The sequence below is a fragment of the Micromonospora sp. NPDC002389 genome, assembly GCF_040296095.1.
GTDB lineage: Bacteria > Actinomycetota > Actinomycetes > Mycobacteriales > Micromonosporaceae > Micromonospora.
On sequence record NZ_JBEOWP010000019.1, the window covers coordinates 1 to 20,570 of the forward strand.

24 protein-coding genes, 1 pseudogene and 1 riboswitch are annotated in these 20,570 nt (G+C 71.8%); of the genes and pseudogenes, 15 read left to right on the plus strand and 10 right to left on the minus strand.

Features of this window, described 5'->3' with window-relative positions:
• Positions 1-182: 182 nt before the first annotated feature.
• On the minus strand, positions 183-3,566 hold the full coding sequence (locus ABT008_RS26765) for a S8 family serine peptidase (RefSeq protein ID WP_350699533.1): 3,384 nt from the start codon (positions 3,564-3,566) through the stop codon (positions 183-185).
• Between the two features lie 129 nt (positions 3,567-3,695).
• Between ABT008_RS26765 and ABT008_RS26770 the strand changes: the two genes are divergently transcribed.
• From ABT008_RS26770 to ABT008_RS26780, 3 genes are all read left to right on the plus strand, one after another.
• Complete coding sequence (locus ABT008_RS26770; protein ID WP_350699687.1) at positions 3,696-4,688, plus strand: DUF1152 domain-containing protein; 993 nt, start codon at positions 3,696-3,698, stop codon at positions 4,686-4,688.
• Positions 4,689-4,757: 69 nt separating this feature from the next.
• A complete protein-coding gene (locus ABT008_RS26775) occupies positions 4,758-5,003 on the plus strand; it encodes a VOC family protein (protein ID WP_350699535.1) in 246 nt (81 codons plus the stop codon).
• A 118-nt stretch (positions 5,004-5,121) separates the two neighbouring features.
• Positions 5,122-5,409: a hypothetical protein gene (locus tag ABT008_RS26780; RefSeq protein ID WP_350699536.1), complete on the plus strand. Its 288-nt coding sequence runs from the start codon at positions 5,122-5,124 to the stop codon at positions 5,407-5,409.
• A gap of 62 nt (positions 5,410-5,471) precedes the next feature.
• Here ABT008_RS26780 and ABT008_RS26785 read toward each other — a convergent pair whose 3' ends face one another.
• Positions 5,472-6,305: an NAD(P)H-binding protein gene (locus tag ABT008_RS26785; RefSeq protein WP_350699538.1), complete on the minus strand. Its 834-nt coding sequence runs from the start codon at positions 6,303-6,305 to the stop codon at positions 5,472-5,474.
• 89 nt (positions 6,306-6,394) lie between these two features.
• Here ABT008_RS26785 and ABT008_RS26790 point away from each other — a divergent pair, with 89 nt between their 5' ends.
• Entirely contained in the window at positions 6,395-7,375 is a 981-nt protein-coding gene (locus ABT008_RS26790; protein WP_350699540.1) for an AraC family transcriptional regulator, read from the plus strand.
• Positions 7,376-7,400: 25 nt separating this feature from the next.
• Here the strand turns inward: ABT008_RS26790 and ABT008_RS26795 are convergent, their stop codons facing one another.
• Positions 7,401-7,796: a hypothetical protein gene (locus ABT008_RS26795; RefSeq protein WP_350699542.1), complete on the minus strand. Its 396-nt coding sequence runs from the start codon at positions 7,794-7,796 to the stop codon at positions 7,401-7,403.
• A gap of 88 nt (positions 7,797-7,884) precedes the next feature.
• Between ABT008_RS26795 and ABT008_RS26800 the strand changes: the two genes are divergently transcribed.
• From ABT008_RS26800 to ABT008_RS26815, 4 genes and pseudogenes are all read left to right on the plus strand, one after another.
• Positions 7,885-8,277 (plus strand): winged helix-turn-helix transcriptional regulator, encoded by a 393-nt coding sequence (locus ABT008_RS26800; RefSeq protein ID WP_350699544.1) that lies wholly within the window; start codon positions 7,885-7,887, stop codon positions 8,275-8,277.
• Positions 8,278-8,345: 68 nt separating this feature from the next.
• Positions 8,346-8,936 (plus strand): DinB family protein, encoded by a 591-nt coding sequence (locus tag ABT008_RS26805; RefSeq protein WP_350699546.1) that lies wholly within the window; start codon positions 8,346-8,348, stop codon positions 8,934-8,936.
• A gap of 55 nt (positions 8,937-8,991) precedes the next feature.
• Positions 8,992-9,153 (plus strand): annotated as a pseudogene (locus ABT008_RS26810) (YfcE family phosphodiesterase); the annotation flags it as partial.
• Between the two features lie 41 nt (positions 9,154-9,194).
• The gene (locus ABT008_RS26815; protein WP_350699548.1) at positions 9,195-9,485 is read left to right on the plus strand and encodes a DUF427 domain-containing protein; all 291 of its coding nucleotides are present in this window, start codon (positions 9,195-9,197) and stop codon (positions 9,483-9,485) included.
• Positions 9,486-9,492: 7 nt separating this feature from the next.
• Here the strand turns inward: ABT008_RS26815 and ABT008_RS26820 are convergent, their stop codons facing one another.
• The 3 genes from ABT008_RS26820 to ABT008_RS26830 all read right to left on the minus strand — a co-directional run bounded on the left by ABT008_RS26820 (position 9,493) and on the right by ABT008_RS26830 (position 12,069).
• Positions 9,493-10,050, minus strand: coding sequence for a hypothetical protein (locus ABT008_RS26820; RefSeq protein ID WP_350699549.1), 558 nt, complete (start codon positions 10,048-10,050; stop codon positions 9,493-9,495).
• A gap of 195 nt (positions 10,051-10,245) precedes the next feature.
• A complete protein-coding gene (locus ABT008_RS26825; RefSeq protein WP_350699551.1) occupies positions 10,246-10,854 on the minus strand; it encodes a TetR/AcrR family transcriptional regulator in 609 nt (202 codons plus the stop codon).
• A 57-nt stretch (positions 10,855-10,911) separates the two neighbouring features.
• Positions 10,912-12,069, minus strand: coding sequence for a MalY/PatB family protein (locus ABT008_RS26830; RefSeq protein WP_350699553.1), 1,158 nt, complete (start codon positions 12,067-12,069; stop codon positions 10,912-10,914).
• A gap of 68 nt (positions 12,070-12,137) precedes the next feature.
• A riboswitch (cobalamin riboswitch) is annotated at positions 12,138-12,339 on the plus strand.
• A gap of 40 nt (positions 12,340-12,379) precedes the next feature.
• Between ABT008_RS26830 and bluB the strand changes: the two genes are divergently transcribed.
• Positions 12,380-13,015 (plus strand): 5,6-dimethylbenzimidazole synthase, encoded by a 636-nt coding sequence (gene bluB / locus ABT008_RS26835; protein ID WP_350699555.1) that lies wholly within the window; start codon positions 12,380-12,382, stop codon positions 13,013-13,015.
• A gap of 21 nt (positions 13,016-13,036) precedes the next feature.
• Here the strand turns inward: bluB and ABT008_RS26840 are convergent, their stop codons facing one another.
• Positions 13,037-13,774: a VOC family protein gene (locus tag ABT008_RS26840; RefSeq protein ID WP_350699557.1), complete on the minus strand. Its 738-nt coding sequence runs from the start codon at positions 13,772-13,774 to the stop codon at positions 13,037-13,039.
• Between the two features lie 159 nt (positions 13,775-13,933).
• Here ABT008_RS26840 and ABT008_RS26845 point away from each other — a divergent pair, with 159 nt between their 5' ends.
• The 4 genes from ABT008_RS26845 to ABT008_RS26860 are packed head-to-tail and all read left to right on the plus strand — an operon-like array spanning position 13,934 to position 16,950.
• Complete coding sequence (locus ABT008_RS26845) at positions 13,934-14,569, plus strand: SipW-dependent-type signal peptide-containing protein (RefSeq protein ID WP_350699558.1); 636 nt, start codon at positions 13,934-13,936, stop codon at positions 14,567-14,569.
• Positions 14,570-14,578: 9 nt separating this feature from the next.
• Positions 14,579-15,211, plus strand: coding sequence for a SipW-dependent-type signal peptide-containing protein (locus tag ABT008_RS26850; RefSeq protein WP_350699560.1), 633 nt, complete (start codon positions 14,579-14,581; stop codon positions 15,209-15,211).
• A 12-nt stretch (positions 15,212-15,223) separates the two neighbouring features.
• A complete protein-coding gene (locus ABT008_RS26855; RefSeq protein WP_350699561.1) occupies positions 15,224-16,480 on the plus strand; it encodes a signal peptidase I in 1,257 nt (418 codons plus the stop codon).
• A gap of 56 nt (positions 16,481-16,536) precedes the next feature.
• Positions 16,537-16,950 (plus strand): hypothetical protein, encoded by a 414-nt coding sequence (locus ABT008_RS26860; RefSeq protein ID WP_350699563.1) that lies wholly within the window; start codon positions 16,537-16,539, stop codon positions 16,948-16,950.
• Positions 16,951-16,979: 29 nt separating this feature from the next.
• On the opposite strand, the gene ABT008_RS26865 is transcribed toward ABT008_RS26860, so the two are convergent.
• On the minus strand, positions 16,980-17,888 hold the full coding sequence (locus tag ABT008_RS26865; protein ID WP_350699565.1) for a LysR family transcriptional regulator: 909 nt from the start codon (positions 17,886-17,888) through the stop codon (positions 16,980-16,982).
• A 110-nt stretch (positions 17,889-17,998) separates the two neighbouring features.
• Here ABT008_RS26865 and ABT008_RS26870 point away from each other — a divergent pair, with 110 nt between their 5' ends.
• Both ABT008_RS26870 and ABT008_RS26875 read left to right on the plus strand, forming a co-directional pair.
• The gene (locus ABT008_RS26870; protein ID WP_350699566.1) at positions 17,999-18,955 is read left to right on the plus strand and encodes an FAD-dependent oxidoreductase; all 957 of its coding nucleotides are present in this window, start codon (positions 17,999-18,001) and stop codon (positions 18,953-18,955) included.
• 123 nt (positions 18,956-19,078) lie between these two features.
• On the plus strand, positions 19,079-19,633 hold the full coding sequence (locus ABT008_RS26875) for a hypothetical protein (protein WP_350699568.1): 555 nt from the start codon (positions 19,079-19,081) through the stop codon (positions 19,631-19,633).
• Here ABT008_RS26875 and ABT008_RS26880 read toward each other — a convergent pair.
• Both ABT008_RS26880 and ABT008_RS26885 read right to left on the minus strand, forming a co-directional pair.
• Positions 19,620-19,997, minus strand: a complete 378-nt coding sequence (locus tag ABT008_RS26880) for an ArsR/SmtB family transcription factor (RefSeq protein WP_350699569.1) — start codon at positions 19,995-19,997, stop codon at positions 19,620-19,622. The genes ABT008_RS26875 and ABT008_RS26880 overlap by 14 nt on opposite strands.
• A gap of 19 nt (positions 19,998-20,016) precedes the next feature.
• A complete protein-coding gene (locus ABT008_RS26885) occupies positions 20,017-20,502 on the minus strand; it encodes an SRPBCC family protein (RefSeq protein WP_350699571.1) in 486 nt (161 codons plus the stop codon).
• Positions 20,503-20,570: the final 68 nt, after the last annotated feature.

The window sequence follows — 20,570 nt, forward strand, 5'->3', positions numbered from 1 at the left end:
CCCCTCCTTTTTTCCGCCGCGCCCGCCCCCGCCACCCCGCCCCGAGGCTTCCGTGGCGGACGGGTACCCCGGCGCCGGGCCGCCCCGCCCCCCCCGGCCCCCCCCCGGGCCCCCCACGGGGCGCTCTCGGCTGCCGCGCCGGGCCGGCGAGGTCCGGCACGGCAGCCGAGGTCAGCCCAGCATCACCCGTTGCGCAGCCGGTACGCCCGGATGACCGTCTGGTCGAGGCTGTTGCCCGCCCGGTCGGTGACCGAGGTACGCAACGACACGTACCCACCGGAGCGGGGGTGCTGGACCGTCGCGGTCCACTTCGTGCCGGTCGACCGGACCGTGGCCGGCTGCCAGGTCCTGCCGTCGTCGTAGGAGACCTGCACGGTGACCTTCTTCGGCGTCACCGCGACCCCCTCGTTGCCGAGCACCCGCAGCGGGATGTCGAGGCGCCCACCGGCCGGCGCCGCCGAGTCGCGGTCCAGCTTCGGATCGAACCGCACCACCATGACCGGCAGGCGTTCCCAGTCGTCCCCGGCCGGCCGGGCGGACCGGAACTGCCAGGTCAGAGCGACCTCGGTGGACAACTCGGTGAAGCTGCGCCGGGAGGAGGTCTCCAGTCGGTACGACGCCGCTTCCGGCGGCACCTCGAAGAAGCCGAAACCGGCGTCGAGCGCCCCGGTGTACTCGTCGACCAGTTCGTCGCCCCGATAGAGCGCGGTCCGGCCGGTGTCCCCGTTAGAGACGCCACCGTGCCCGGCCGCGTCACCGTGCAACGGGATGTCGATCCGCATGAAGTCCTCGAGCCGACTCGCGCTGCTGAACGGGGTGTCGTTGCGCAGCAGGGTCGGCCCGATCGGCGCGGCGTTCCACACGTCCCGGTAGGTGCGGCCGGCCCGGTATCGCTCCGACGCGCCGTAGAGGATCTTCCGGAACTCCTCGTCGAGCTCTCCGTCGCCGCTCTGCGCGACGCGGACGCCGCCCGACCAGGCGGTGTCCGTGGTGCTGTGGTACTCGGTCCAGGCGTCGCCGACCGGCACCGACGCGCTCGCGGTCCAGCCGTACACCCCGTCGAACTCCGCCGACATGCTCCGCTCGATCACGTCGCCCAGCCGTTCGCCGCGCAGTTCGTGCCGCACGGTGGCCAACTCCGCGCGCCGCACGTCCTTGCGGTAGCCGGTGGGCAACCGGCCGGGGAATCCCTCACCCAGGTGATAGATGTACGGGCTACCGGCGAAACCGCCGTCGCCATCCGGCCTGGCCCACTGGTGCGCGACGAAGCCGCTGATGTGGTCGTGGGTCGCCCGGTCACCGAGTTGGGCCGTGTAGATGCTGTCGAAGTCGCCGGCCCACACGTCGATCTTCGCCGGTGAGTTCTCGTACATGTCTACGAGCACCCCGGCCTGCACCAGCACCGGGCGGGCGGTGCGCTCCGGCACCGTCGCCGTGATCCGCTTGGCCTTCCGGGCGTCCAGCGTGATCGTCAGGTCCCGGGTCAGGTCGATCTCCGGTCGGCTGAGCACGGTGCTGCGCTCCCGCTCGCCGAACTCCTCGACGAGGCCGGTCACGGCGTAGCGGCCGGTGGGGATCCGGATGGTGGCGGGTCCGCCGGACGTGCCGTCGAGCGCCTCGTACGCCGGACCGTCGATCCCGTTGACCAGCGTCCAGTACGTGTCGGCCGCCGCCCCCGTCGAGTCGAGGTGCCGAACGGTCAGGTCGTAGCTCTCCACCTCGCGGTGCACCCCGACCGGGACGACGGTGCGCAGTTGGCCGGCGGTCGCGACCAGGTGCCCGCTGTAGTAGCCGTCCGCCCCGTCGACGCTGGTGTCCACCGTGGCGGCGACCTCGGCGGTGCCACCGGCCGGCACGGTGACCTTCGGCGCGGCGGTGCGGAACATGCCGGCGGGGGCGGCCTTGCCGTCCGGCCCGATGATCTGCCAGGTCAGGTCGAGGGTGAGCGGCTCGGTCCCGTCGTTGCGGAGGGTGACCGTCCGGGTGATCGGGTCGTCGTCGTGGTGCGGCCACTGGGTACGGCCGTACGACACGCTCGGCGGATCGGCGGTCACCGCCTGCCCGACGGCCCGCGCGACGTCGACCAGCCCCGCTCCCTGCTGGTACGCGGTGTCACCCGGCCGCGGGTTGGCCGAGCCCATCAGGGTGGACTTGAGGCGCGTCGCGTCCCAGTCGGGGTGCTGCTGCGCGAGCAGTGCCGCCGCGCCCGCCACGTGTGGCGCAGCCATCGAGGTGCCGGACTCGGCGACGTAGTGCTCGCCGACCGGTACACCCATCACGCCCTCGGCCGCCCGGGCGGCGACGATGCCGACGCCCGGCGCGGTGATGTCCGGCTTCACGGCGTCGTCACCGACCCGCGCGCCCCGGCTGGAGAAGTCCGCGAGACTTCCGTCCCGGTCGACCGCCCCGACGGTGAGCGCGGCGTCCGCGCTACCCGGCGAGCCGACCGTACGCGCACCCGGTCCGTCGTTGCCGGCGGAGACCACGAAGAGTGCGCCGGTCTGCGCGGTGAGGGAGTTCACCGCCTCCTCCATCGGGTCGATCTCCGGCCCGTCCCACCCGCCGAGGCTCATGTTGATGACCGTGGCCTGCTTGTCCACGGCCGCCCAGTGCATCGCCGCGAGGATCGCCGAGTCCTCGCACCAGTCGTCGCAGACCTTGGCGGAGACCAGGTCGGCGCCCGGGGCCACGCCCCGGTACGTGCCGCCGGAGGCGGTGCCCCGACCGGCGATGGTCGAGGCCACGTGCGTGCCGTGCCCGAACCGGTCGACCGGGTCGCCGTCCGGCAGGAAGGAGACCGCCTCGGTCACCGCGTCGGCCAGGTCGGGGTGGGTCAGGTCGACGCCGCTGTCGATGACCGCCACGGTCACCCCGACGCCGGTGAATCCGGCCTCGTACGCGGCCGGCGCGCCGATCTGCCGTACCCCACGATCCACCGCCGGTCGGCGCTTCCCGTCGAGCCAGATCCGTTCGACGCCGGGAATGCGGTCGGCCGCCTCCGGTCCGCCCCCGGTCAGCTCCGTCCAGACGTCGGCCAGGTCGCCCTTGTCCGCGCTGACCGCGACGCCCTCGATCGCCGGCAGCGCCCGGTCCACCCGGACGTCGCCACCGGGCACCGGCGAGCCACCCCGCCGGGCGGCGCCCCCGTCCGGGTACGCCATGATCATCGGCAGCCGGTCGCGAGCCGCGTCGTGGTAGCCGTACTCGATGAGCTTGCTGACGTTGAACAGTCGACGGTCCAGCACGCCGGAGGCGATCAGCGGCACCGCGTCCACGGGTACGACGTGCAGCTCGCCGCCGATCCGGTGGGACCGGAAGCGCATGTCCGCGCGATCCTTCGCCGGACGGATCGTCACCCGACCGCCCCGGTCGACGGTGATCCGGTCCCCCGTGATCAGCGTGACCGTGGCCGGCTGATGGTCGGCCCTGGCCGGCGTCCCGCCACTGCGGCCGGGTCCGCCGCCACCGGGCGTACCGCCGCCCGGCGCAGACCAGCCGGGTTGCCCCAGCCCCAGCACGAGAGCGGTGGCCAGCCCGGCCGCACCGATCCGTTTGAGTCCCCTCATCAGACCTCCACATCAGACGATCAAGACGTAGAAGCATCATCCGGACCACTCATCAGATTCCTGTTAGGACGGATCATTCACGGGCGCGCCGCAACACGGTGGAGCGGCATGGTCGATCATTGAGCGGTGATGGATCCCGCCGCGTCGTCGGCCGCTCCCGGTGGGTTCTCGTTGGCGGTTCCGCCCTTGTTCGCCGCGCTGGCTCCCGCGCGAAGCGTCCTCGTCGCCGGGGCCGGCGGAGGCTTCGACCTGTACGCCGGCCTGCCCCTGGCGCTCGCCCTGTCCAGTGGTGGCGCTCAGGTGCACCTGGCGAGCCTGTCCTTCTCCGAACTCGAACTGATCGACCGCACCGCGTGGCTGACGGAACATGTCGCGGCCGTGCAGCCGGACACCGGCAGCCCGGACTGGTACTTTCCGGAACGCACTCTCGCCCAGTGGTTGGCGACGCAGGACCTCCCGTCGACCGTGTACGCCTTCCCACCATTGGGCGTCCAGCCGCTACGGGCGGCGTACCGGCATCTGGTCGAGCACCTTGATGTCGACGCGGTCGTCCTGGTCGACGGCGGCACCGATGTGCTGCTGCGCGGCGACGAGAGCGACCTCGGCACCCCCGTGGAGGACATCACCAGCCTGGCCGCCGTCACCGCCCTGGACGTGCCGATCAAGCTGGTCACCAGCCTGGGCTTCGGCATCGACGCGCACGACGGCGTCAACCACGTCGAGGTCCTGGAGAATCTCGCCGCACTCGACCGTGAGGGCGGCTACCTGGGCGCACTGTCGATACCCAACTCCAGCCGTGAGGCGACCCTGTACCGCGACGCGGTGGCCCACGCCCAGCACGCCACTCCGGACCGGCCCAGCATCGTCCAGGGGCAGATCGCCGCAGCCACCCGTGGCGCGTTCGGAGACGTCCGATTCACCCGACGCACCAGCGGAGGCGACCTGTTCGTCAATCCGCTGATGGCGATCTACTTCACCGTCGACCTCGACGCGCTCGCCGCGCGGTGCCTGTACCTGGACCGCATCGAGAACACCATCGGCCGGCGACAGGTGATCGCACGCATTCAGACGTTCCGCGACGAACTCCTCCACTACCGCGTTCCCCGCGCCTTCCCGCACTGACCACCCCTCCCGTTGCCGGCCTGCGCGATCCGGGGCAGCTCTGTCGTACCCGCCTGAAGAATGGTGGGCATGTCGCAGCAGACCACGCACCGGCACCATGCCATCGACTACGTCGAGCTCACCGTCACCGACCTGGCCGACGCCAAGCGCTTCTACGCCGACGCGTTCGGGTGGCAGTTCACCGACTACGGGACGGCCTACGCCGGCATCCAGGGTTCGAGGCCCGGGTCTGAGGTGGGCGGTCTGCGCCTGGATCGTCGCTTCCACTTCACCGACCCGAGTGGAAACGAGCTGGGCGTCTGGGCCGAGGCGTAGTGGCACGCAGACAGTGACGAGAGGTCGGCGCCGGGCCGGTCGGTCCTCTCGTCCTTGGCGCCACCGGCACGAGCGTCGGGGGCGCAATCGGCACCAATGCCGGATACCCTTGCCGCATATGGCTACTTACCGCAGCGCCTCAGTGCTCCTTTCCGCCGACGGCACCAGGACCCCCGGCACCGCCGCACTCTTCGCCGAGCCGGCCCGCAAGGGTGGGATCCCGCCGTGGGCGGGTGACTTCCGGCCCGCCAACAGCGCCGGCAACGGCCCCAAGAACGCGGTCGGGAAGACCTTCACGTTGGAGCTGCCCGACGGCAGCACCGGCACGGTCGTGGTCCAGAGCCTCAAGCGCGGCAAGGGGGGCGTCGTCCTGGCGCTGATGGGCGAGGACGCACCCCCCTTCTGATCACGGCGACGGATCGCCGCCGCCTGCTGGTAGCACCGGTGACAGCGGGCGGCGGCGCTGCGTCACGACCAGGCGCCGGCCGTCGCGGCCCGCTCGGCGTAGGTGTCGAAGTCGATCGGTTCACGTCCGAGCAGCCGCCGCACCGTGTCGGTCGGCTCGGCGAGGTAGCCGGCCCGCATGCCGGCGAACATGAGGTTGAGCGCCGTCGCGTCCGCCTCCGACCAGCCCTCGGCGAGCACCTCGGTCCGGTACTCCTCCGGCGTCAACTCCACGTACTGGATCGATCGGCCGGACGCCTCGGCGATCGTCGCCACCGCCTCGGCGAAGGTGAGTGCCAGTCGACCGGACAGCTCGTACACCTGTCCGTGGTGGCACTCCTCGGTCAGCAGGGCCGCCGCCACGTCGGCGATGTCCTGGGCGTCGATGAAGGGTTCCGGCGTGGCGCCCATCGGCAGGGCGAGGCGACCGTCGACCAGCGGTTGGCGCCACAGGTCCTCGTCGAAATTCTGGTGGAAGTTGTTCGGGCGGATGATCGTCCACTCCACGCCGGAGTCGCGTACCGCCTGTTCCGCGCCGAGCATGCTCGGCGAGAAGTCGCGGTCGATCTTGTCGATCCCGCGTCCGGAGAGCGCCACGAATCGGCCGACGCCCGACTTGACCGCCGACGACACGAAGGCGTCGGCCACTGCCGGGTCCGCCGGGGCCGTCAGGTAGACAGCCGAGGCTCCCGCCACCGCCGGCTCCCAGGTGGCCGGCTCCGTCCAGTCGAAACGCACCTCGCCCGAACGGGAAGCCGCCCGTACCCGCTCGCCCGACGCCCGCAGCGCGCGCACCAGCCGACGTCCGGTCTTCCCGGTCCCCCCGATGACGAGGATCTCGTTCGCTTCTTTCGTCATGACCACGAGTCAACCCGCCCGGCCAGCGGCAGGACATGGCTCGTCGTACGCCCGGCATACGCGATCGTCCGCACCCCTATGGTGAGGCGATGGACCCGTTCGACACTCTGCTGCGGGACGTACGCGCCGAGGGTGCCGCCTTCGGCAGATCGGTACTCACGCCGTCGTGGGCGCTGCGGTTCACCGACGGCGCACCCCTGACGCTCTGCGTACCGCTGCGCGGCGAGGCGTGGATCGTCCATCCGGAACGCGACGAGCCGACTCGGGTGCGGGTCGGCGAGGCAGTCGTCGTGCGGGGGCCACGCCCCTTCGTCCTCTCCGCCGAGCCCCGGTCGACCTTCCGGCCCGACGAGCTGCGCGACGTCGACTGCCGCCAGTCGTCGGACTCCCGGCCACCGGTCCCGGGCACGGCCGAGCAGATGCTGCTCCTGGCCGGGGCGTACCACGTCCGGGGTCAGGCCCCGCAGCGGCTGCTCGGAGTGCTCCCGCCGGTGCTGGTCGTACCGGACGACCACGACTGTTCGTCGCTACGTGACTACCTGGACTTCCAGCTCGGCGGGTGCCGCCCGGGTCGGCAGGTCGTGCTGGACCGTCTGCTGGACTGGCTGCTGGTCTGCACGATCCGGGACTGGTTCGACCAGCCGGGCGCCGAGGCTCCCCGCTGGTATCGGGCGCTGGGCGACGACACGGTGGGCCCGGTGCTCCGCGCCATGCACGACGCCCCGGGTGAGCCGTGGACGCTCGCCTCCCTGGCGGCCCGGGCCGGGGTGTCCCGCACCACGCTGGCCAAACGATTCACCGAGCTGATGGGCGAGCCGCCGCTGACCTACCTGACCGACTGGCGGATGACCCTCGCCGCCGACATGCTGACCGACACCACCGCGACGGTCGCCGCCATGGCGCGTCGACTCGGATACTCCGACGCCTTCGGCTTCAGCACGGCCTTCAAACGGGTCCACGGGGTGAGCCCCAGTGAGCACCGCAGGCTCGCGCAGTCCGCAGGACAGGTGGCGGCGACGATCGACCCACCACCTTCGGGGCAGGTCCCCCGGCAGCCTCTCTCCCGCTGACGCCCTGACGAACGGGCGGTCGGCCTCAACCAGCTTGGGCAGGTGGGGCGGTGATGATCCGGTCGACCAGTTCCGGCACCCACTCGACGTACTCGACCTCGGCCCCACCGGCATGCCGGGCGTACAGGTAGCGGCCGGTCGGGCTGGTCGCCTCCGGCGTGGTGACCAACCCGCCCTCGGCGGTCAGCGCGGCCACGACGGCGTCCAGATCGTCGACGACGACGGTGGCCGAGGCATGCGCGTAGCGGGCGCGTTCCTCCGATGGGCCGGCGATCACCAGGAAGTCGCCGAGCGCGGCCAACTCGATCGCGTCGAAGGCGAATCGCAGATCCGGTTCCGCGCCGACCAGGGTCCGCAGCGACGGCAGCGAGGCGTCGAGGTCGTCCACCCACAGCCGGGCGTACGTCTTCAAGACGGTCATATCCACTCCTGTACGTTGAGGTCGTCGACAAGACCGTAGGGCCAGCATCACGGATGGGTAAGTACGCACCTTTCGGTAACCGGTGCGGGTGAAGGAGCAGCGGCACGTGGACGAGCCCGGCACGCCGGCGGCGGCGCAGGTGGACCAGGTGCACCTGGTGGCTCGCGAGGTGTTCGACGTGGTCGGCACCAAATGGGCCCTGCCGGTCATCGAGGCCATCGGTGCCGACACGCGTCGCTTCGGCGAACTGCGCCGGACCATCGCCGGGATCAGCCATCGGCTGCTCACCGCGACGCTGCGGCAGTTGGAACGGAACGGAGTGGTCGACCGGACGCTCCACCCGACCGTGCCGCCCCGCACCGAATACCGGCTCACCGCCGCCGGCCTGGAACTCCATCAGACGATCAACGGATTCTGCCGGTGGAGCCGCCGTCATCTGGACGAGGTCCTGGCCTCCCGCCGCCGGTTCGAACAGACGTGACGTCCGTACTCGCCGGCCGCGCGGTGGCGGCCCGTACGGTGGGGCCCGGACGAGGAAGACTGGCCGGTATGGCTGACGAAGACGACGCGAAAGCGGCGCTGCTGCACTACCTGCGGATGACGCGCGAAGACCTCATCTGGAAGCTCGACGGACTCAGCGAGCGCGAAGCCCGACTCCCCCGTACGCCGACCGGCAACAATCTGCTGGGGATCGTCAAGCATGCCCTGAACACCGAAGCCGGCTACTTCGGGCCCACCTTCGGTCGCGCGTTCCCGACCCCCGAGGAACTGGTCTCCGAGTCGACTTTCGACGAGGACCCGCAGGCGGACTGGTACGCGCGTGAGGACGAGACGAAGGATGGCCTGATCGACCTGTATCGCCGCGTCGCGGCCTTCGCGGATCAGACCATCACCGAGCTGCCGCTCGACGCGCCCGGACGGGTGTCGTGGTGGCGGCCGGAGCGGCAGGCGGTGACGTTGCAGCGGGTCATCATCCACGTGACCTGGGACCTCACGCGTCATGCCGGTCACGCCGACATCATGCGCGAGCAGCTCGACACGGCGATCGGCCTACGGCAGGACAACACCAACATCCCGACCGACTATCCGTGGCCGGAGTACCTCGCCAAGCTGACGCGACTGGCCGACCGCTTCGCCTAGCCGCTCCGGCCGGTCACCGCCTGTGGACGACGTTACGCTGGCCGCGTGCGGTTGGCACTCCCACATCCCCTGGGACAGCGAGGCGCCCGGTGGCCTGCGGCTGCTCAATCCCGGTTCGCCGACCGACCGGCGGCGTCAGCCGTACGCGACGTACCTCACCGCCGAGGTCGGCGATGGTCGGCTCGACGCCGTGACGCTGCACGAGGTGCCGCGATGACGAGGGGTGGACCGGCGGTCGGATCGGCATAGTCTGGGGACATGCCGAGAGCGATCTGGAACGACCTGGTCGTCGCCGAGAGCACGGACACCGTCGTGGTCGAGGGGAACCACTACTTCCCCCGTACGGCGCTCCGCGACGACCTACTGCGCAATTCCGACACGCACACGTTCTGCCCGTGGAAGGGCACCGCGTCGTACTACACGCTGGAGCACGACGGGAAGAGCAGCGTGGACGCGGTCTGGTTCTACCCGGAGCCGCTGCCGGAGGCGGAGATGGTCCGGGACCGGGTCGCGTTCTGGAAGGACGTCGAGGTCGTCGGGGAGGACTGACTCCCCGTCACACCCGACTCACCGTTTCCGGCGAGGTGCTGCTCGCCATCACCGGCCGGGTGACCACCAGCGCGGTCACCCAGAGCACCACGGCCGCGCCGAGCGAGGCGACGGCCGCTGCGAGTTCCGGCATTCCCAGGACGTACGAGACGAGGGACCCGACGGCCACCAGGGCGAGCGCGAGCGCTGTGCCCAGGTACTCGCGTTGCCGGAGGATCGCGACGAGCGGCACGAAGTGCGCCGCGACGATGGCAAGGACGAGGGTGGGGATGAGCCTCGGGTGTCCGGTCGGTATGGCGACCAGGCAGACGCCGCCGATCAGCAGTCCCTGCACGGCGCCGACCTGGTTGAACCGGCGCATCCAGGACGCCGCCAGGCGGCGGGTGACCTGCGGTCGAGGCCGCGTCAACCCCAGGGCGAGGACGATGGCGGTGAGCACGGTCGCGGCGACGAGCAGCGGGATGCGCGCGGCGGCGGGCGCGACGTGTAGGCCGGAGACCGCCCAGAGCAGCGCGAAGCCGGCGAGGACGAGGGTCCCGGTGCGGGCCAAGGCGCGCTCGGACACGGCAACCTCATCGGCGCGCGTCTGGGTCGATCCGGTCCCGGTCATGACGCCCCCTTCCGTGGTCGTGGTCATGGCCGCCGTTCGCTCGGAGACACTTGGTGAACTTCCGATCATCATAGTGAACATTTGTGCACCAGTCGACTCAGGGGCCGCTCCGAGGGCCTCAGCCGAAACGACTCGGCCCAGGAGGCGCACTCAGCCGTCGGCCGGAACGGGGTCCTGGATCGCGGTGCCGGAGTACAGCCGGTCGATGGTGTCCCACCAGCGTCGGAGGCCGTCGCGACCCATCGGATCGGTGCCGAGCACGTCGGTGATGCGGTCGCGCAGCAGGATGATGGACAGCTCATGGGCGAGCAGCACGACCGCGAGCTGTGCCCGGTCCACGTCCCGGGCGACCGCGCCCGCGTCGGCCATCCGGTTCATCAGCGAGTCGGCGAACCCCTGCAACATCCGGTACGCCTCGACCGAGCGCGACGTGGTGCCGACGAGCAGGTGCGCGAGATACCGGGTGGCCGCCGGAGAGGACAGCGCGTCGGCCGACGCGAGGAAACCGTCGGGCGGACCGGAACCGGCCGTCTCGGCGAGCGCCTCCAGCGCGTTACCCAGCACGCCCAGCACGTGCGCGTCGACGGCGGCGACCAGGCCCTCCCGCGACCCGTAGTGCTTGATGATGAGCGACTGCGAGACTCCCGCGCGCTCCGCCACCTGCTTGAGCGACGCCGCCGTCGGCCACTGCTCGCCGAAGAGCTCCAGAGCGGTATCCCGAATGATCGCCTTCGCGGTGCGATCCTCGGGTGCATACATGTTCACCACGGTAGCAACCCGGAGCATCGTCAGGCCGGGCCGGCAGTGCCACCGGCGTCAGCTGAGCGCCTCGGCCATTCGTCGCACTCCTTCGGTGACCAGCTCCGGGGTGGTGCCGAGGTTGAACCGCGCGTGTCCCGCGCCGCCGGTGCCGAAGACCGGGCCGGGACTGAGCGCCACCCGTCCGCGATCGAGGAAGGTCGCGGCGGGGTCGTCGCCGAGGCCGAGGGCGCGGCAGTCGAGCCAGGCCAGATAGGTGCCCTCGCCGGGCCGGTACCGCACCGCCGGGAGGTGGTCGGCCAGCAGCCGGGTGAACAGGCGACGGTTCTCGTCGAGATCGGCCAGGAGGGCGTCGAGCCATCCGACGCCGTCCCGCAGGGCGGCGACGTGGGCCAGCACACCGACGTGGCTGGGGCTCTCGTTGACCCAGGCGGGGATGCGGGCGAGATCGTCGACTGCCGTGGGTCCGGCGACGGCGACGGCGGCCTTGAGACCGGCGAGGTTCCACGCCTTGGAGGCGGAGATGACCGAGAAGCCGTTCTCGGCGCCCGGCACGCTCAGGTACGGCGTGAATCTCGCCCCCGGCAGCACCAGCGGCGCATGGATCTCGTCGACCACGACGCGGACACCATGCCGGCCCGCCAGCGCGGCGACCTCGGCGAGTTCGTCGGCGGTGTGCACCGTGCCGGTCGGGTTGTGCGGGCTGCACAGCAGGTACGCGGGCCGGGAGCCACGACGTGCCGCGCGCCGGAACGCCTCGTCCAGGACCGCCATGTCGAGCCGACCGTCCTCGCCGAGCGGGGCCTCCTCGATGGGTCGACCGGTGCGCCCCACGACCTGGTAGAACGGCGCGTAGACCGGGCAGTTGACCACGACGGCGTCGGTCGGGCCACAGATCACGTCGAGGACCTCGACGATGCCGCTCATCACGTCCGGGACCATCGTGGTGCGTTGTACCGCGATGCCGTCGAAGTCCCACCGGTCGCGGGCGAAGGCGGCCAGCGCCTCGGCGTAGTCGGTGCCGGCGGGGTAGCCCGTGTCGCCGCGCCGGACGGCCTCGGTGATCGCGTCGACGACCGGCCCGGCCAGCGGCGCGTCCATCTCCGCCACGAACATCGGCAGCACGTCGCTCGGGTAGGCGCGCCACTTCTCGCTCGTCCGCTTTCGGAGCTGTTCCAGGGTGAGCTGCCGCAGGGGTGTGGTCTCGGAGGTCACGACAGCGAGACTAGTGACTCGATCTTCCGGCAACGCCGACGGACGACGGTGTCCGGTAGGGTGCTCGGCGGCACGAACTGTTGCGAGGTGCCCCACCCGTGGTGGGGAGAATCGGGAAGCCGGTGAGAATCCGGCACGGGCCCGCCGCGGTGACCGGGGAGCTGCCGCCCACGCGCGTCACGCGCAGCCACTGGCCCGCACGGGCTGGGAAGGCGGGCGGTGAGGTGACGATCCGGAAGTCCGAAGACCGGCCTCGCGCCTGGTTGCCCTGCGCCGTGGCCAGGGCCTGGAGCGCAGCGGGAGCCTGCCCATGATCAACGAAGTGTACGAGGTCATCCACGCCCGTCGGGACGTACGCGGTCAGTTCACCGGCGCGCCGATCCCGGCCGAGGTCCTCGATCGGGTGCTGGCCGCCGCGCACGCCGCGCCCAGCGTCGGTCTGTCGCAGCCGTGGGACTTCATCCTGGTCAGCGATCCCGCGCTGCGGGCGGAGTTCCACCGCCACGTGCAGCAGGAGCGGGACGTCTTCGCCGCGACCCTGAACGGGGAGGAGGCGCGCCGGTTCTGCCGGATCAAGATCGACGGGGTGCTGGAGTCGACCCTGTCGGTCGTGGTGACGTACGACCCGGACCGGGGATCCCCGGCGGTGCTGGGTCGGCACGCCATCGCCGACGCCGGCCTGTACTCGGTGTGCCTGGCCATCCAGAACCTGTGGCTGGCGGCCACGGCCGAGCGGCTCGGCGTGGGCTGGGTGTCGTTCTACCGGGAGCCGTTCGTGCAGGAGCTGTTGCGGATCCCGGCGGGTGTCCGCCCGGTGGCCTGGCTGTGCCTGGGTCCGGTCACCCACCTGGAGCAGGTGCCGGACCTGGAGCGACACGGCTGGCGGCAGCGCCGTCCCTGGCGGGCAGCGGTGCACCGGGACCGCTGGGAGCCTTCGGGCCACTGACCCCGACGGCGCGAGGGTGCGTCAGCCGGGGGCGAGGAGGCAGAACTCGTTGCCCTCCGGGTCGGCCAGGACCGTCCACGGCAGATCGTCGCGGCCCACGTCCACGGTGGTGGCACCGAGAGCCCGCAGCCTGGCCGCCTCGGCCTGCGGGTCGTCACCGGGGTACGGGCGGACGTCGAGGTGGACCCGGTTCCACCCGGTCTTCACGTCGGGCGTACGCAGGAACTGCAGGTACGGACCCACGTCCGCAGCGGAGCGCAGCACCGCCGCACGGTCGGTCACCTCGTGCAGACGCCAGTCCGTGGCGGTGCTCCAGAAGTCGGCCATGGCGCGCGGGTCCGCGCAGTCGACCACGACGGCGGCGACCGGTCCGATGTCCCGGTGCGGCGGGCGGGGGTCCAGGACGCAGAACTCGTTGCCCTCCGGGTCGGCCAGCACCGTCCACGGGACGTCACCCTGGCCCACGTCCGCGAGGGTGGCGCCGAGATCCTTCAGGCGCGCGACCGTCGCGGCGTGGTGGTCCGCCGAGGTGGTGGCGAGGTCGAGGTGCACGCGGTTCTTCGCCGTCTTGGGTTCGGCGGAGACGACGAGGTCGACGAAGACGGCGATCGGGTCGGGATAGGCGACGCCCTCGGGTTCGAGGTTGGTGACGCCGGGCTCCTCGCTGGAGATCCCCCAACCGAGCGCCTCCGCCCAGAAAGCGCCCAACGCGGAGTCGTCCCGGGCCTTCATGTTGATCTGTACGAGCCGTGTTGCCATCCGGCGATGCTAGCGGCATCGCGAGTCGAATTCGATTCACTTGACACTGGTCGATACACCTCCGTGAAGTTTTGGGTTTTATGCCCGGCTTGTCCGCATTGGAGTTCTATCGTGTCCCTGCGTGACAGCACGCCAACGGGGATGCACGAGGAGGACAAGTTGACTGGACCGACAGGGATGACGACGGGCGAGTCGAGCAGTCGAGGAAACCGTCGCAAGCTCAAGGCGATCCTGGCCGGCGGGATCGCGCTCGGCCTCGGCGCGACGATCACCCTCGCCGCCTGGAACGACTCCGAGTACGCCTCGGGCACGTTCACCGCCGGTAGCTTCAGCATGGAAGGCAGCACGGACGGCACCACCTACGCCGAGCACCCGACAGCCGGCACGGCGGCGTCGTTGGCGTTCAGCACCGGCTTCGACAACATGAGCCCGGACGACGTGGTCGCAGCCCCGTTCGCGGTGCGCCTGACCGCGGCCACGACGTACGACGCGACCGTCACGGTGGCGTCGGCCACCCCCGCGCCGCCCACCTTCGCCGGCCTCACCTACGGCATCGCGACCGTCCCGACCTTCGGCGACTGCAGCCCGACACCCACGACTCCGACCTGGATCGTGCCCGAGGGCACCGCACTCGACTCGGTGACCGGCGCGGTGTCGTTCAACCTGACCCAGGGCACTCCGCCCACGACACCCGGTGCTCCGGTGTTCCTCTGCTTCGTCGTCACGGCGGATGCCGGTCTGGTGCAGGGCACGTCGGTCACGGAGACCTGGCAGCTTCTCGCCGAATCCGTATAGGTGGTGGCCGTGGTCAACCGTCGAACGCCGGCCGGGACACCACGGCTCCGCCGGACCCGTGCCGTACTCGCCGGTGCCCTGGTTCTCGGCCTGGGCACGACCTCCACGCTCGCCGCGTGGACGGACGGCGAGTACGGCACCGGGTCGTTCGCGGCCAGTGTCTTCGGCACCGAGTCGCAGACCGCCTCCAGTACCTGGGCCAGCCACACCCCGGCGGCGAACGCCGCGACGCTGGCGTTCAACGCGACGGCGATGTCCCCCTCGGTCTCGTTCTACGCCTATCTCGACATCCGGACGACGGCCACGACGAACGTCGGCGGCAGCGTCGCACTGACCAGTTCGTCCAACAACGGCGGTGCCCTGCTGCCGGCCCTGGAGTACCGCGCGGTGCGGACCGCCACCACCAGCACCACCTGTGCCGCCGCCGCCTTCACCGGTACCCCGACATGGATCGTCGGGCCCAGCTACCTGGGTGTCACCTCGGTCCCCGGGTCGCCGGTGTCGTCGGCCATCACGGCGCCGGCCGGCGCGACACCGCAGTTGCGGTTCTGCTTCGAGGTCCGCGTCCAGTCCGGTGCCAGCAACTCCTACCAGGGCACCACCGGTGCGGTCACCTGGGAATTCACTGCCACGTCTACGTAAAGGACACCTCGGATGGTGGGACGAGCGCGTCAGCGGCGCGGACTCCTCGCGCGGGTCGGCGACCTGGTGCTGACCCTGCTCGCCGTCGGCGGGACGGTGTGCGTCGTCCTCGTCCCGCTGGCGTTCTTCTTCGACATCTCGCTCATCCTGTTCAAGACCGGGTCGATGAGCCCGACCATCCCCGCCGGATCACTGGCGGTGGTACGGGAGATCCCCGCGTCCGAGGTCGCCGTCGGAGACGTCGTCACCGTCGACCGCACGCCGCTGGCGCCGATCACCCACCGGGTGGTCGAGATCGCCGACGGCGGCGGGTCCACGCGGCTGCTGACCATGCGCGGGGACGCGAACGAGTCCAACGACGCCGCGCCGTACGCGGTGAACCGGGTGCGGCTGGTCGAGTGGTCGGTGCCCCGGCTCGGGTACGCGGTCCGCACCGTGTCGAACGTGTACGCGATGAGCGTGATCACGATCGGCATCGCCGCGATCGTGACCTGGGCGTTCTGGCCACGCGCCGAGCCTCAGCCGCCGGGGCGTCATCGGCGGCCGGGCCGGTCGGGGCCGGACGGGGCGGATGGTGCGGTGGGCACGGCCGTGCGCAGCGGCTCGGCCCTGCGGTGCCTGCTCCTGGCCGTGACGGTGCTGCCGGGCGTGACCGCTGCGGTGCTGGCGGCACCCGGCCCGGCCCGTGCGGACCCGAACGAGGACGTCATCCGGAGCCGGTTCCTCACCCTGGTCTCGATCGGCGACGAGGCGCGGATGACCAACATGGCACCGGAGGAACCGGTGCCCTGGCAGGTGGGCGTCTCGGCACACGCGCAGCAGCCCGGCACGGTGACCATCTCGCTGTCGGCCTTCGGCCCGCTCGCCGCCAGGCCGGACGGACTCCAGGTGACGGCCGCCGTCTGCCCGCAGCGGTGGGTGCGGGGCGCCTGCCCCACCGGCCAGGAGCAGCAGGTCCTGGCGGACGGTCCGGCCACCAGGTTGACCACGGCACCGTTCACCATCAGCTCGATGCGCGCCGACCAGCAACGGTGGGTCCTGGTCACCGCGAGTCTGCTCGCGGGTTCGACGGCCTCCGGGTCGGCGGACCTGGTCGTCACCGCGACCGGGTTCGGTGACCGGGCCTCGGCCGGCGGCACGGTCGGGCCGCTTCCGCGTACCGGGCCCGACCTGCGGACACCGTTGGCCGTCGGGGCCGGCGCGCTGCTCGCCGGCCTGCTGCTCGTGCTCGCCGTACGCAGGCGTCGGGTCCGGGTGGAGCAGCCGTGAGGCGTCGGTGGAGGCCGGCCCGACGCACCTGGGCGAGGACCCGACGGCGCTGGGTCGTGGGTACGACGCTGCTCGCCTTCACGGTCGGGGTGCTCGCACCGCCCCGGTCGACGCTGGCCGCCTGGACCGACACCGAGTACGGCCTAGGGTCTCTGCAGGCCGGCACGGTCAGTCCACCGACCAACCTGCAGTGCAGCGCGGGTGTGCTCACCCCGCCGACCTTCACCTGGACACTGCCGGCCGGCGGCCTCACCCGCAGCGGCTTCACGTGGTCGCTGTCCGGCGGCTTCACCGGCGGCGGGACGCTCGGCCCCACCGCCACCAGCGTCACGGTGCCCGGCGCGCTGCTGGGCATCGGCAGCGGCACCTTCCGGCTGGTCGCGAACGGACCCGGTGGCTGGACGTCGACCCAGGTCACCGGCACGCTCGGCATGGTGACCGCGGTGCTCTACACCTGCAGCGTGCCGTAGTACCGCGACAGCCGTGCTCCTCGCACGGCTCAGGGCTGGGCCAGCAGCGCGAGGAACCTGCGCAGGGCCGGGTTCGTGCTGTCCCGGGGCCAGGCCAGGGCCACGTCCACGGTGGGCGTCGGGGCGGTGAAGCGGCGCAGGCGTACCCCGCGCATCCGCAGCGCGCGCGCCCGGCCGGCCGGGACGGCCGCGACCACGTCGCCCTGCGCCACCGCCCGCAGCAACTGCTCGTCGTCCGGCTCCTGCCGGACGAGCCGGAAGCCGCCGCGCGGCCAGACCTGCCCGATCGTCCGGTCGAACATGCCGGGGCCGTTCTCCCGGGGCCACATCACGGCCGGCAGGTCGACCACCTCCGCCCGGCTGATCCGGCGTCGACCGGCGGCCAGTGGGTGACCTGCGGGAAGGGCCAGCAGCAGTTCCTCGGTGTCGACCGTCCGGCAGGCCAGCGCCGGTTCGTCGAGCGGTGGGCGGACGAACGCCGCGTCGAGCCGACCGGCCAGCAGTCCGGCCACGTTCGGTGCCGTCCAGGCCGTCTCCGGGACCACCTCGACCTCCGGGTGGGCGGCCCGGAACCGGGCCACCAGATCGTCGACCCGACCGCCGCGCGCCGACCGGGTGTACGCCAGCCGCAGCCGGCCACCCCGCCCGTGCACCAGACCACGGATGCGGGCGGTCGTGGCGTCCACCTCGGCGAGCAGCCGAGCGGCTTCGTCGGCGACCCGCGCGCCCACCTCGGTCAGCGTGCAGCCCCGGCTGGTGCGGTGCAGGAGCGGCACGCCGAGCTGACGTTCCAGCGCACGGATCTGCTGGCTGAGCGCGGGTTGGGCGACGCGCAGCCGCGCGGCGGCCCGGGTGAAGTGCAGTTCCTCGGCGAGTACCGCGAAGTACCGCAGTCGGCGCAGGTCGGACCAGGCTTCCAGGGCCGGCGCGTCGGACATGCAGCCACCATAAGCGGCGCTTATCGCCGACTGCCCCGTTTCGTCTTGGACGTCAACGCAGCGTCGCCGCCACGATTCGAGACAGGCGGTCCGACCGACGGGAGCGAGCGATGACGGCAGCGACGGACGTGGTGGTGGTCGGCGGCGGGATCGTCGGGATGACGGCGGCCGTCACCCTGGCGCGACGCGGGGCGCGGGTGACCGTGCTGGCGGCCGACGATCCGGCGGACACGGTGTCGACGGTGGCGGCCGCGGTCTGGTATCCGAGCCACACCGACGAGGATCCACGGGTGTCGGACTGGGCACGTCGGACCCGGATCGAGTTGAGCCGCCAGGCGGCCGACGGCGTACCGGGGGTCGTCGACCGGCCGACCCGGATGCTGCTGCGCGGCCCGTACACCGGCCCACCGTGGTGGTCGGCGGCCTGCGCGGACCTGGTGGCGGAGTCGGCGGCGGCGCCGTACACGGCAGTGCTGCGGTTCACCGCGCCGACGGTGGAGATGACGCCGTACCTGGCCTGGCTCCGGCAGCGGTTGGAGGCCGACGGCGGGCGGCTGGTACGCCACCGGGTGGACCGGCTCACCGACGCGTTCGACCTCGCGCCGACGGTCGTCAACGCGACCGGCCTGGCCGCCGGTCGGCTCGCCGCCGACCCGGCCGTCCACCCGGCGCGCGGGCATGTGGTGTTGGTGGCGAACCCGGGCCTGACCGTCTCGGTACGCGACGAGGACGACCCGGCCGGGATCACCTACGTGCACCCGCGCCGACACGACGTGGTCCTCGGCGGCACCTACCAGCCGGGCGTGGGGCACACCGCGCCCGACCCGGACACCGCGCTGGCGATCCGACGGCGCTGCGTCGCCCTCGTGCCGGAACTCGCCGACGCCCCGGTGCTCGGCGAACGGATCGGGCTGCGTCCGGCCCGCCACGGCGGCCCACGGGTCGAGTTGGACCCGTCGGCCGGCCCCGGGCGCCGGCTCGTGCAGGCCTACGGGCACGGCGGGGCCGGGGTCACCCTGTCCTGGGGGTGCGCCGCCGAGGTGGCCGACCTCGCCATGGGCACCTGAGCGGGGGCACGACTGTCGGGGCCACCGGCCGCCACCACGCGGAGCCGATGCGGGAAGGACTTGACGCACCGCCGACCATCGAGCAGGGTCGATTTAATCGATGCTGTGACACGGGGAGGACTGATGAGGGGTCTCGTCACCACCGTCTCGGCTGCGGCCCTGCTGTTCCTGGCCACGGGCAGCGCGCCCGCCGGCCCGCCGCCGACCGACGCGCCCTGCACGGGGCAGATCCACGCGAACCCGGGGTTCGAACGCGGCACCACCGGCTGGACGGCCGGCCCCCGCATCGTCGTGCTCGGCGACGCGGCGCGGCCGGCACACGACGGCCGCGCCTACGCCACCTTCGCCGGGCTGGACGTCACGCGGTCGGACCTGCTGCGTACCACCGTGACCGTGCCGGCCGACTGTGACCTGACGGTCCGCTTCTGGGTCCGGACCACGACCACGGAGATCAGCCGGAGCGATTACCTGAACGTCGGACTGGCGGTCACCGGGATACCCCCGAAGACGAGATTCTCGCTGGCCTTCGACGGTGGGGCGCAGTGGCGCGAGTACGCGATGTCGACCGGAACGGCGACGACCGAACGCACCGCGACGGTCAGCTTCGTCGCCAGCGAGACGGCCGGCAACGGCGTCACGGCCTTCGACGTCGACGACGTGACCTTCACGTTGAGCTGACGCCGGAGTGGCCGTCGCGGCCGGGCTCGGACGTCTTCTCGGCGTCCGGCATCGCGGCGAGGACCTCGTCGAGACGCTGGTAGCGCTCCTCGGCCCGCTGGCGGTACCGCTCGATCCACCCGGCCATCAGGTCCAGGACCTCCACTTCGAGGTGGGCGGGCCGGCGACGCCCGTCCTGGCCACGGGTCACCACGCCGGCGTCCTCCAAGACCGCGAGGTGCTTGGCCACGGCCTGGAGGCTCATGTCGAACGGCTCGGCCAGCTCGGTCAGCGTGGCGTCCCCGGCGGCGAGCCGGGCCACGATCTGCCTGCGGGTCGGGTCGGCCAGCGCCGAGAAGACGGGCGACAGCGTGTCCGTGCTCATGCCCGCCGCCGTCGAATGGTCATGCGCCCTGCCCGGCGAGCAGCTCGTCGAGCTGCTCGTAACCTTCACGGACCCCGGTCTCCATACCCGAGGCCAGGAACGCGTCGCGGTCCTCGAACGAGTCGACGAGAGCGGTCGCGGTCAGTCGGGTACGCCCGCCCAGGTCCTCGAAGGAGAGTCGTTCCAGCGCGACGCCGTCGGGCATCCCCTCGAAGGTGAAGGTCTGGACGATCAGCTCACCCGGCCGCACCTCGTGGAAGCAGCCCCGGAACCCGCCCTCGAACCCGTCGGTCTGCTGGACGTAGCGGAACGACCCGCCGCTCCGGCAGTCCCACGCGTCGATCACGGTCGTGATGTCTCGCGGACCGATCCAGCGCGCGAACAACTCCGGATCGGTGTGCGCCCGAAACACCGCGTTCGGCGGGGCGTCGAACTCGCGGGTGATGATCACCTGAGGGACCGTGGGGTCGGCCACGATCCGGGTCTCACGGGTACTGGCGGTCATGGTGGTGTTCTCCTTCGCGGCAACGTCGACAAGCATGGTGAACTGCTATTTCAACCACGCGGTTGAGC

Coding starts and splice junctions, on each gene's coding strand:
- ABT008_RS26765 (WP_350699533.1), bottom strand. CDS start 3,566: ATGAGGGGACTCAAACGGATCGGTGCGGCCGGGCTGGCCACCGCTCTC.
- ABT008_RS26770 (WP_350699687.1), top strand. CDS start 3,696: ATGGATCCCGCCGCGTCGTCGGCCGCTCCCGGTGGGTTCTCGTTGGCG.
- ABT008_RS26775 (WP_350699535.1), top strand. CDS start 4,758: ATGTCGCAGCAGACCACGCACCGGCACCATGCCATCGACTACGTCGAG.
- ABT008_RS26780 (WP_350699536.1), top strand. CDS start 5,122: ATGGCTACTTACCGCAGCGCCTCAGTGCTCCTTTCCGCCGACGGCACC.
- ABT008_RS26785 (WP_350699538.1), bottom strand. CDS start 6,305: ATGACGAAAGAAGCGAACGAGATCCTCGTCATCGGGGGGACCGGGAAG.
- ABT008_RS26790 (WP_350699540.1), top strand. CDS start 6,395: ATGGACCCGTTCGACACTCTGCTGCGGGACGTACGCGCCGAGGGTGCC.
- ABT008_RS26795 (WP_350699542.1), bottom strand. CDS start 7,796: ATGACCGTCTTGAAGACGTACGCCCGGCTGTGGGTGGACGACCTCGAC.
- ABT008_RS26805 (WP_350699546.1), top strand. CDS start 8,346: ATGGCTGACGAAGACGACGCGAAAGCGGCGCTGCTGCACTACCTGCGG.
- ABT008_RS26815 (WP_350699548.1), top strand. CDS start 9,195: ATGCCGAGAGCGATCTGGAACGACCTGGTCGTCGCCGAGAGCACGGAC.
- ABT008_RS26825 (WP_350699551.1), bottom strand. CDS start 10,854: ATGTATGCACCCGAGGATCGCACCGCGAAGGCGATCATTCGGGATACC.
- bluB (WP_350699555.1), top strand. CDS start 12,380: ATGATCAACGAAGTGTACGAGGTCATCCACGCCCGTCGGGACGTACGC.
- ABT008_RS26840 (WP_350699557.1), bottom strand. CDS start 13,774: ATGGCAACACGGCTCGTACAGATCAACATGAAGGCCCGGGACGACTCC.
- ABT008_RS26855 (WP_350699561.1), top strand. CDS start 15,224: ATGGTGGGACGAGCGCGTCAGCGGCGCGGACTCCTCGCGCGGGTCGGC.
- ABT008_RS26865 (WP_350699565.1), bottom strand. CDS start 17,888: ATGTCCGACGCGCCGGCCCTGGAAGCCTGGTCCGACCTGCGCCGACTG.
- ABT008_RS26870 (WP_350699566.1), top strand. CDS start 17,999: ATGACGGCAGCGACGGACGTGGTGGTGGTCGGCGGCGGGATCGTCGGG.
- ABT008_RS26875 (WP_350699568.1), top strand. CDS start 19,079: ATGAGGGGTCTCGTCACCACCGTCTCGGCTGCGGCCCTGCTGTTCCTG.
- ABT008_RS26880 (WP_350699569.1), bottom strand. CDS start 19,997: ATGAGCACGGACACGCTGTCGCCCGTCTTCTCGGCGCTGGCCGACCCG.
- ABT008_RS26885 (WP_350699571.1), bottom strand. CDS start 20,502: ATGACCGCCAGTACCCGTGAGACCCGGATCGTGGCCGACCCCACGGTC.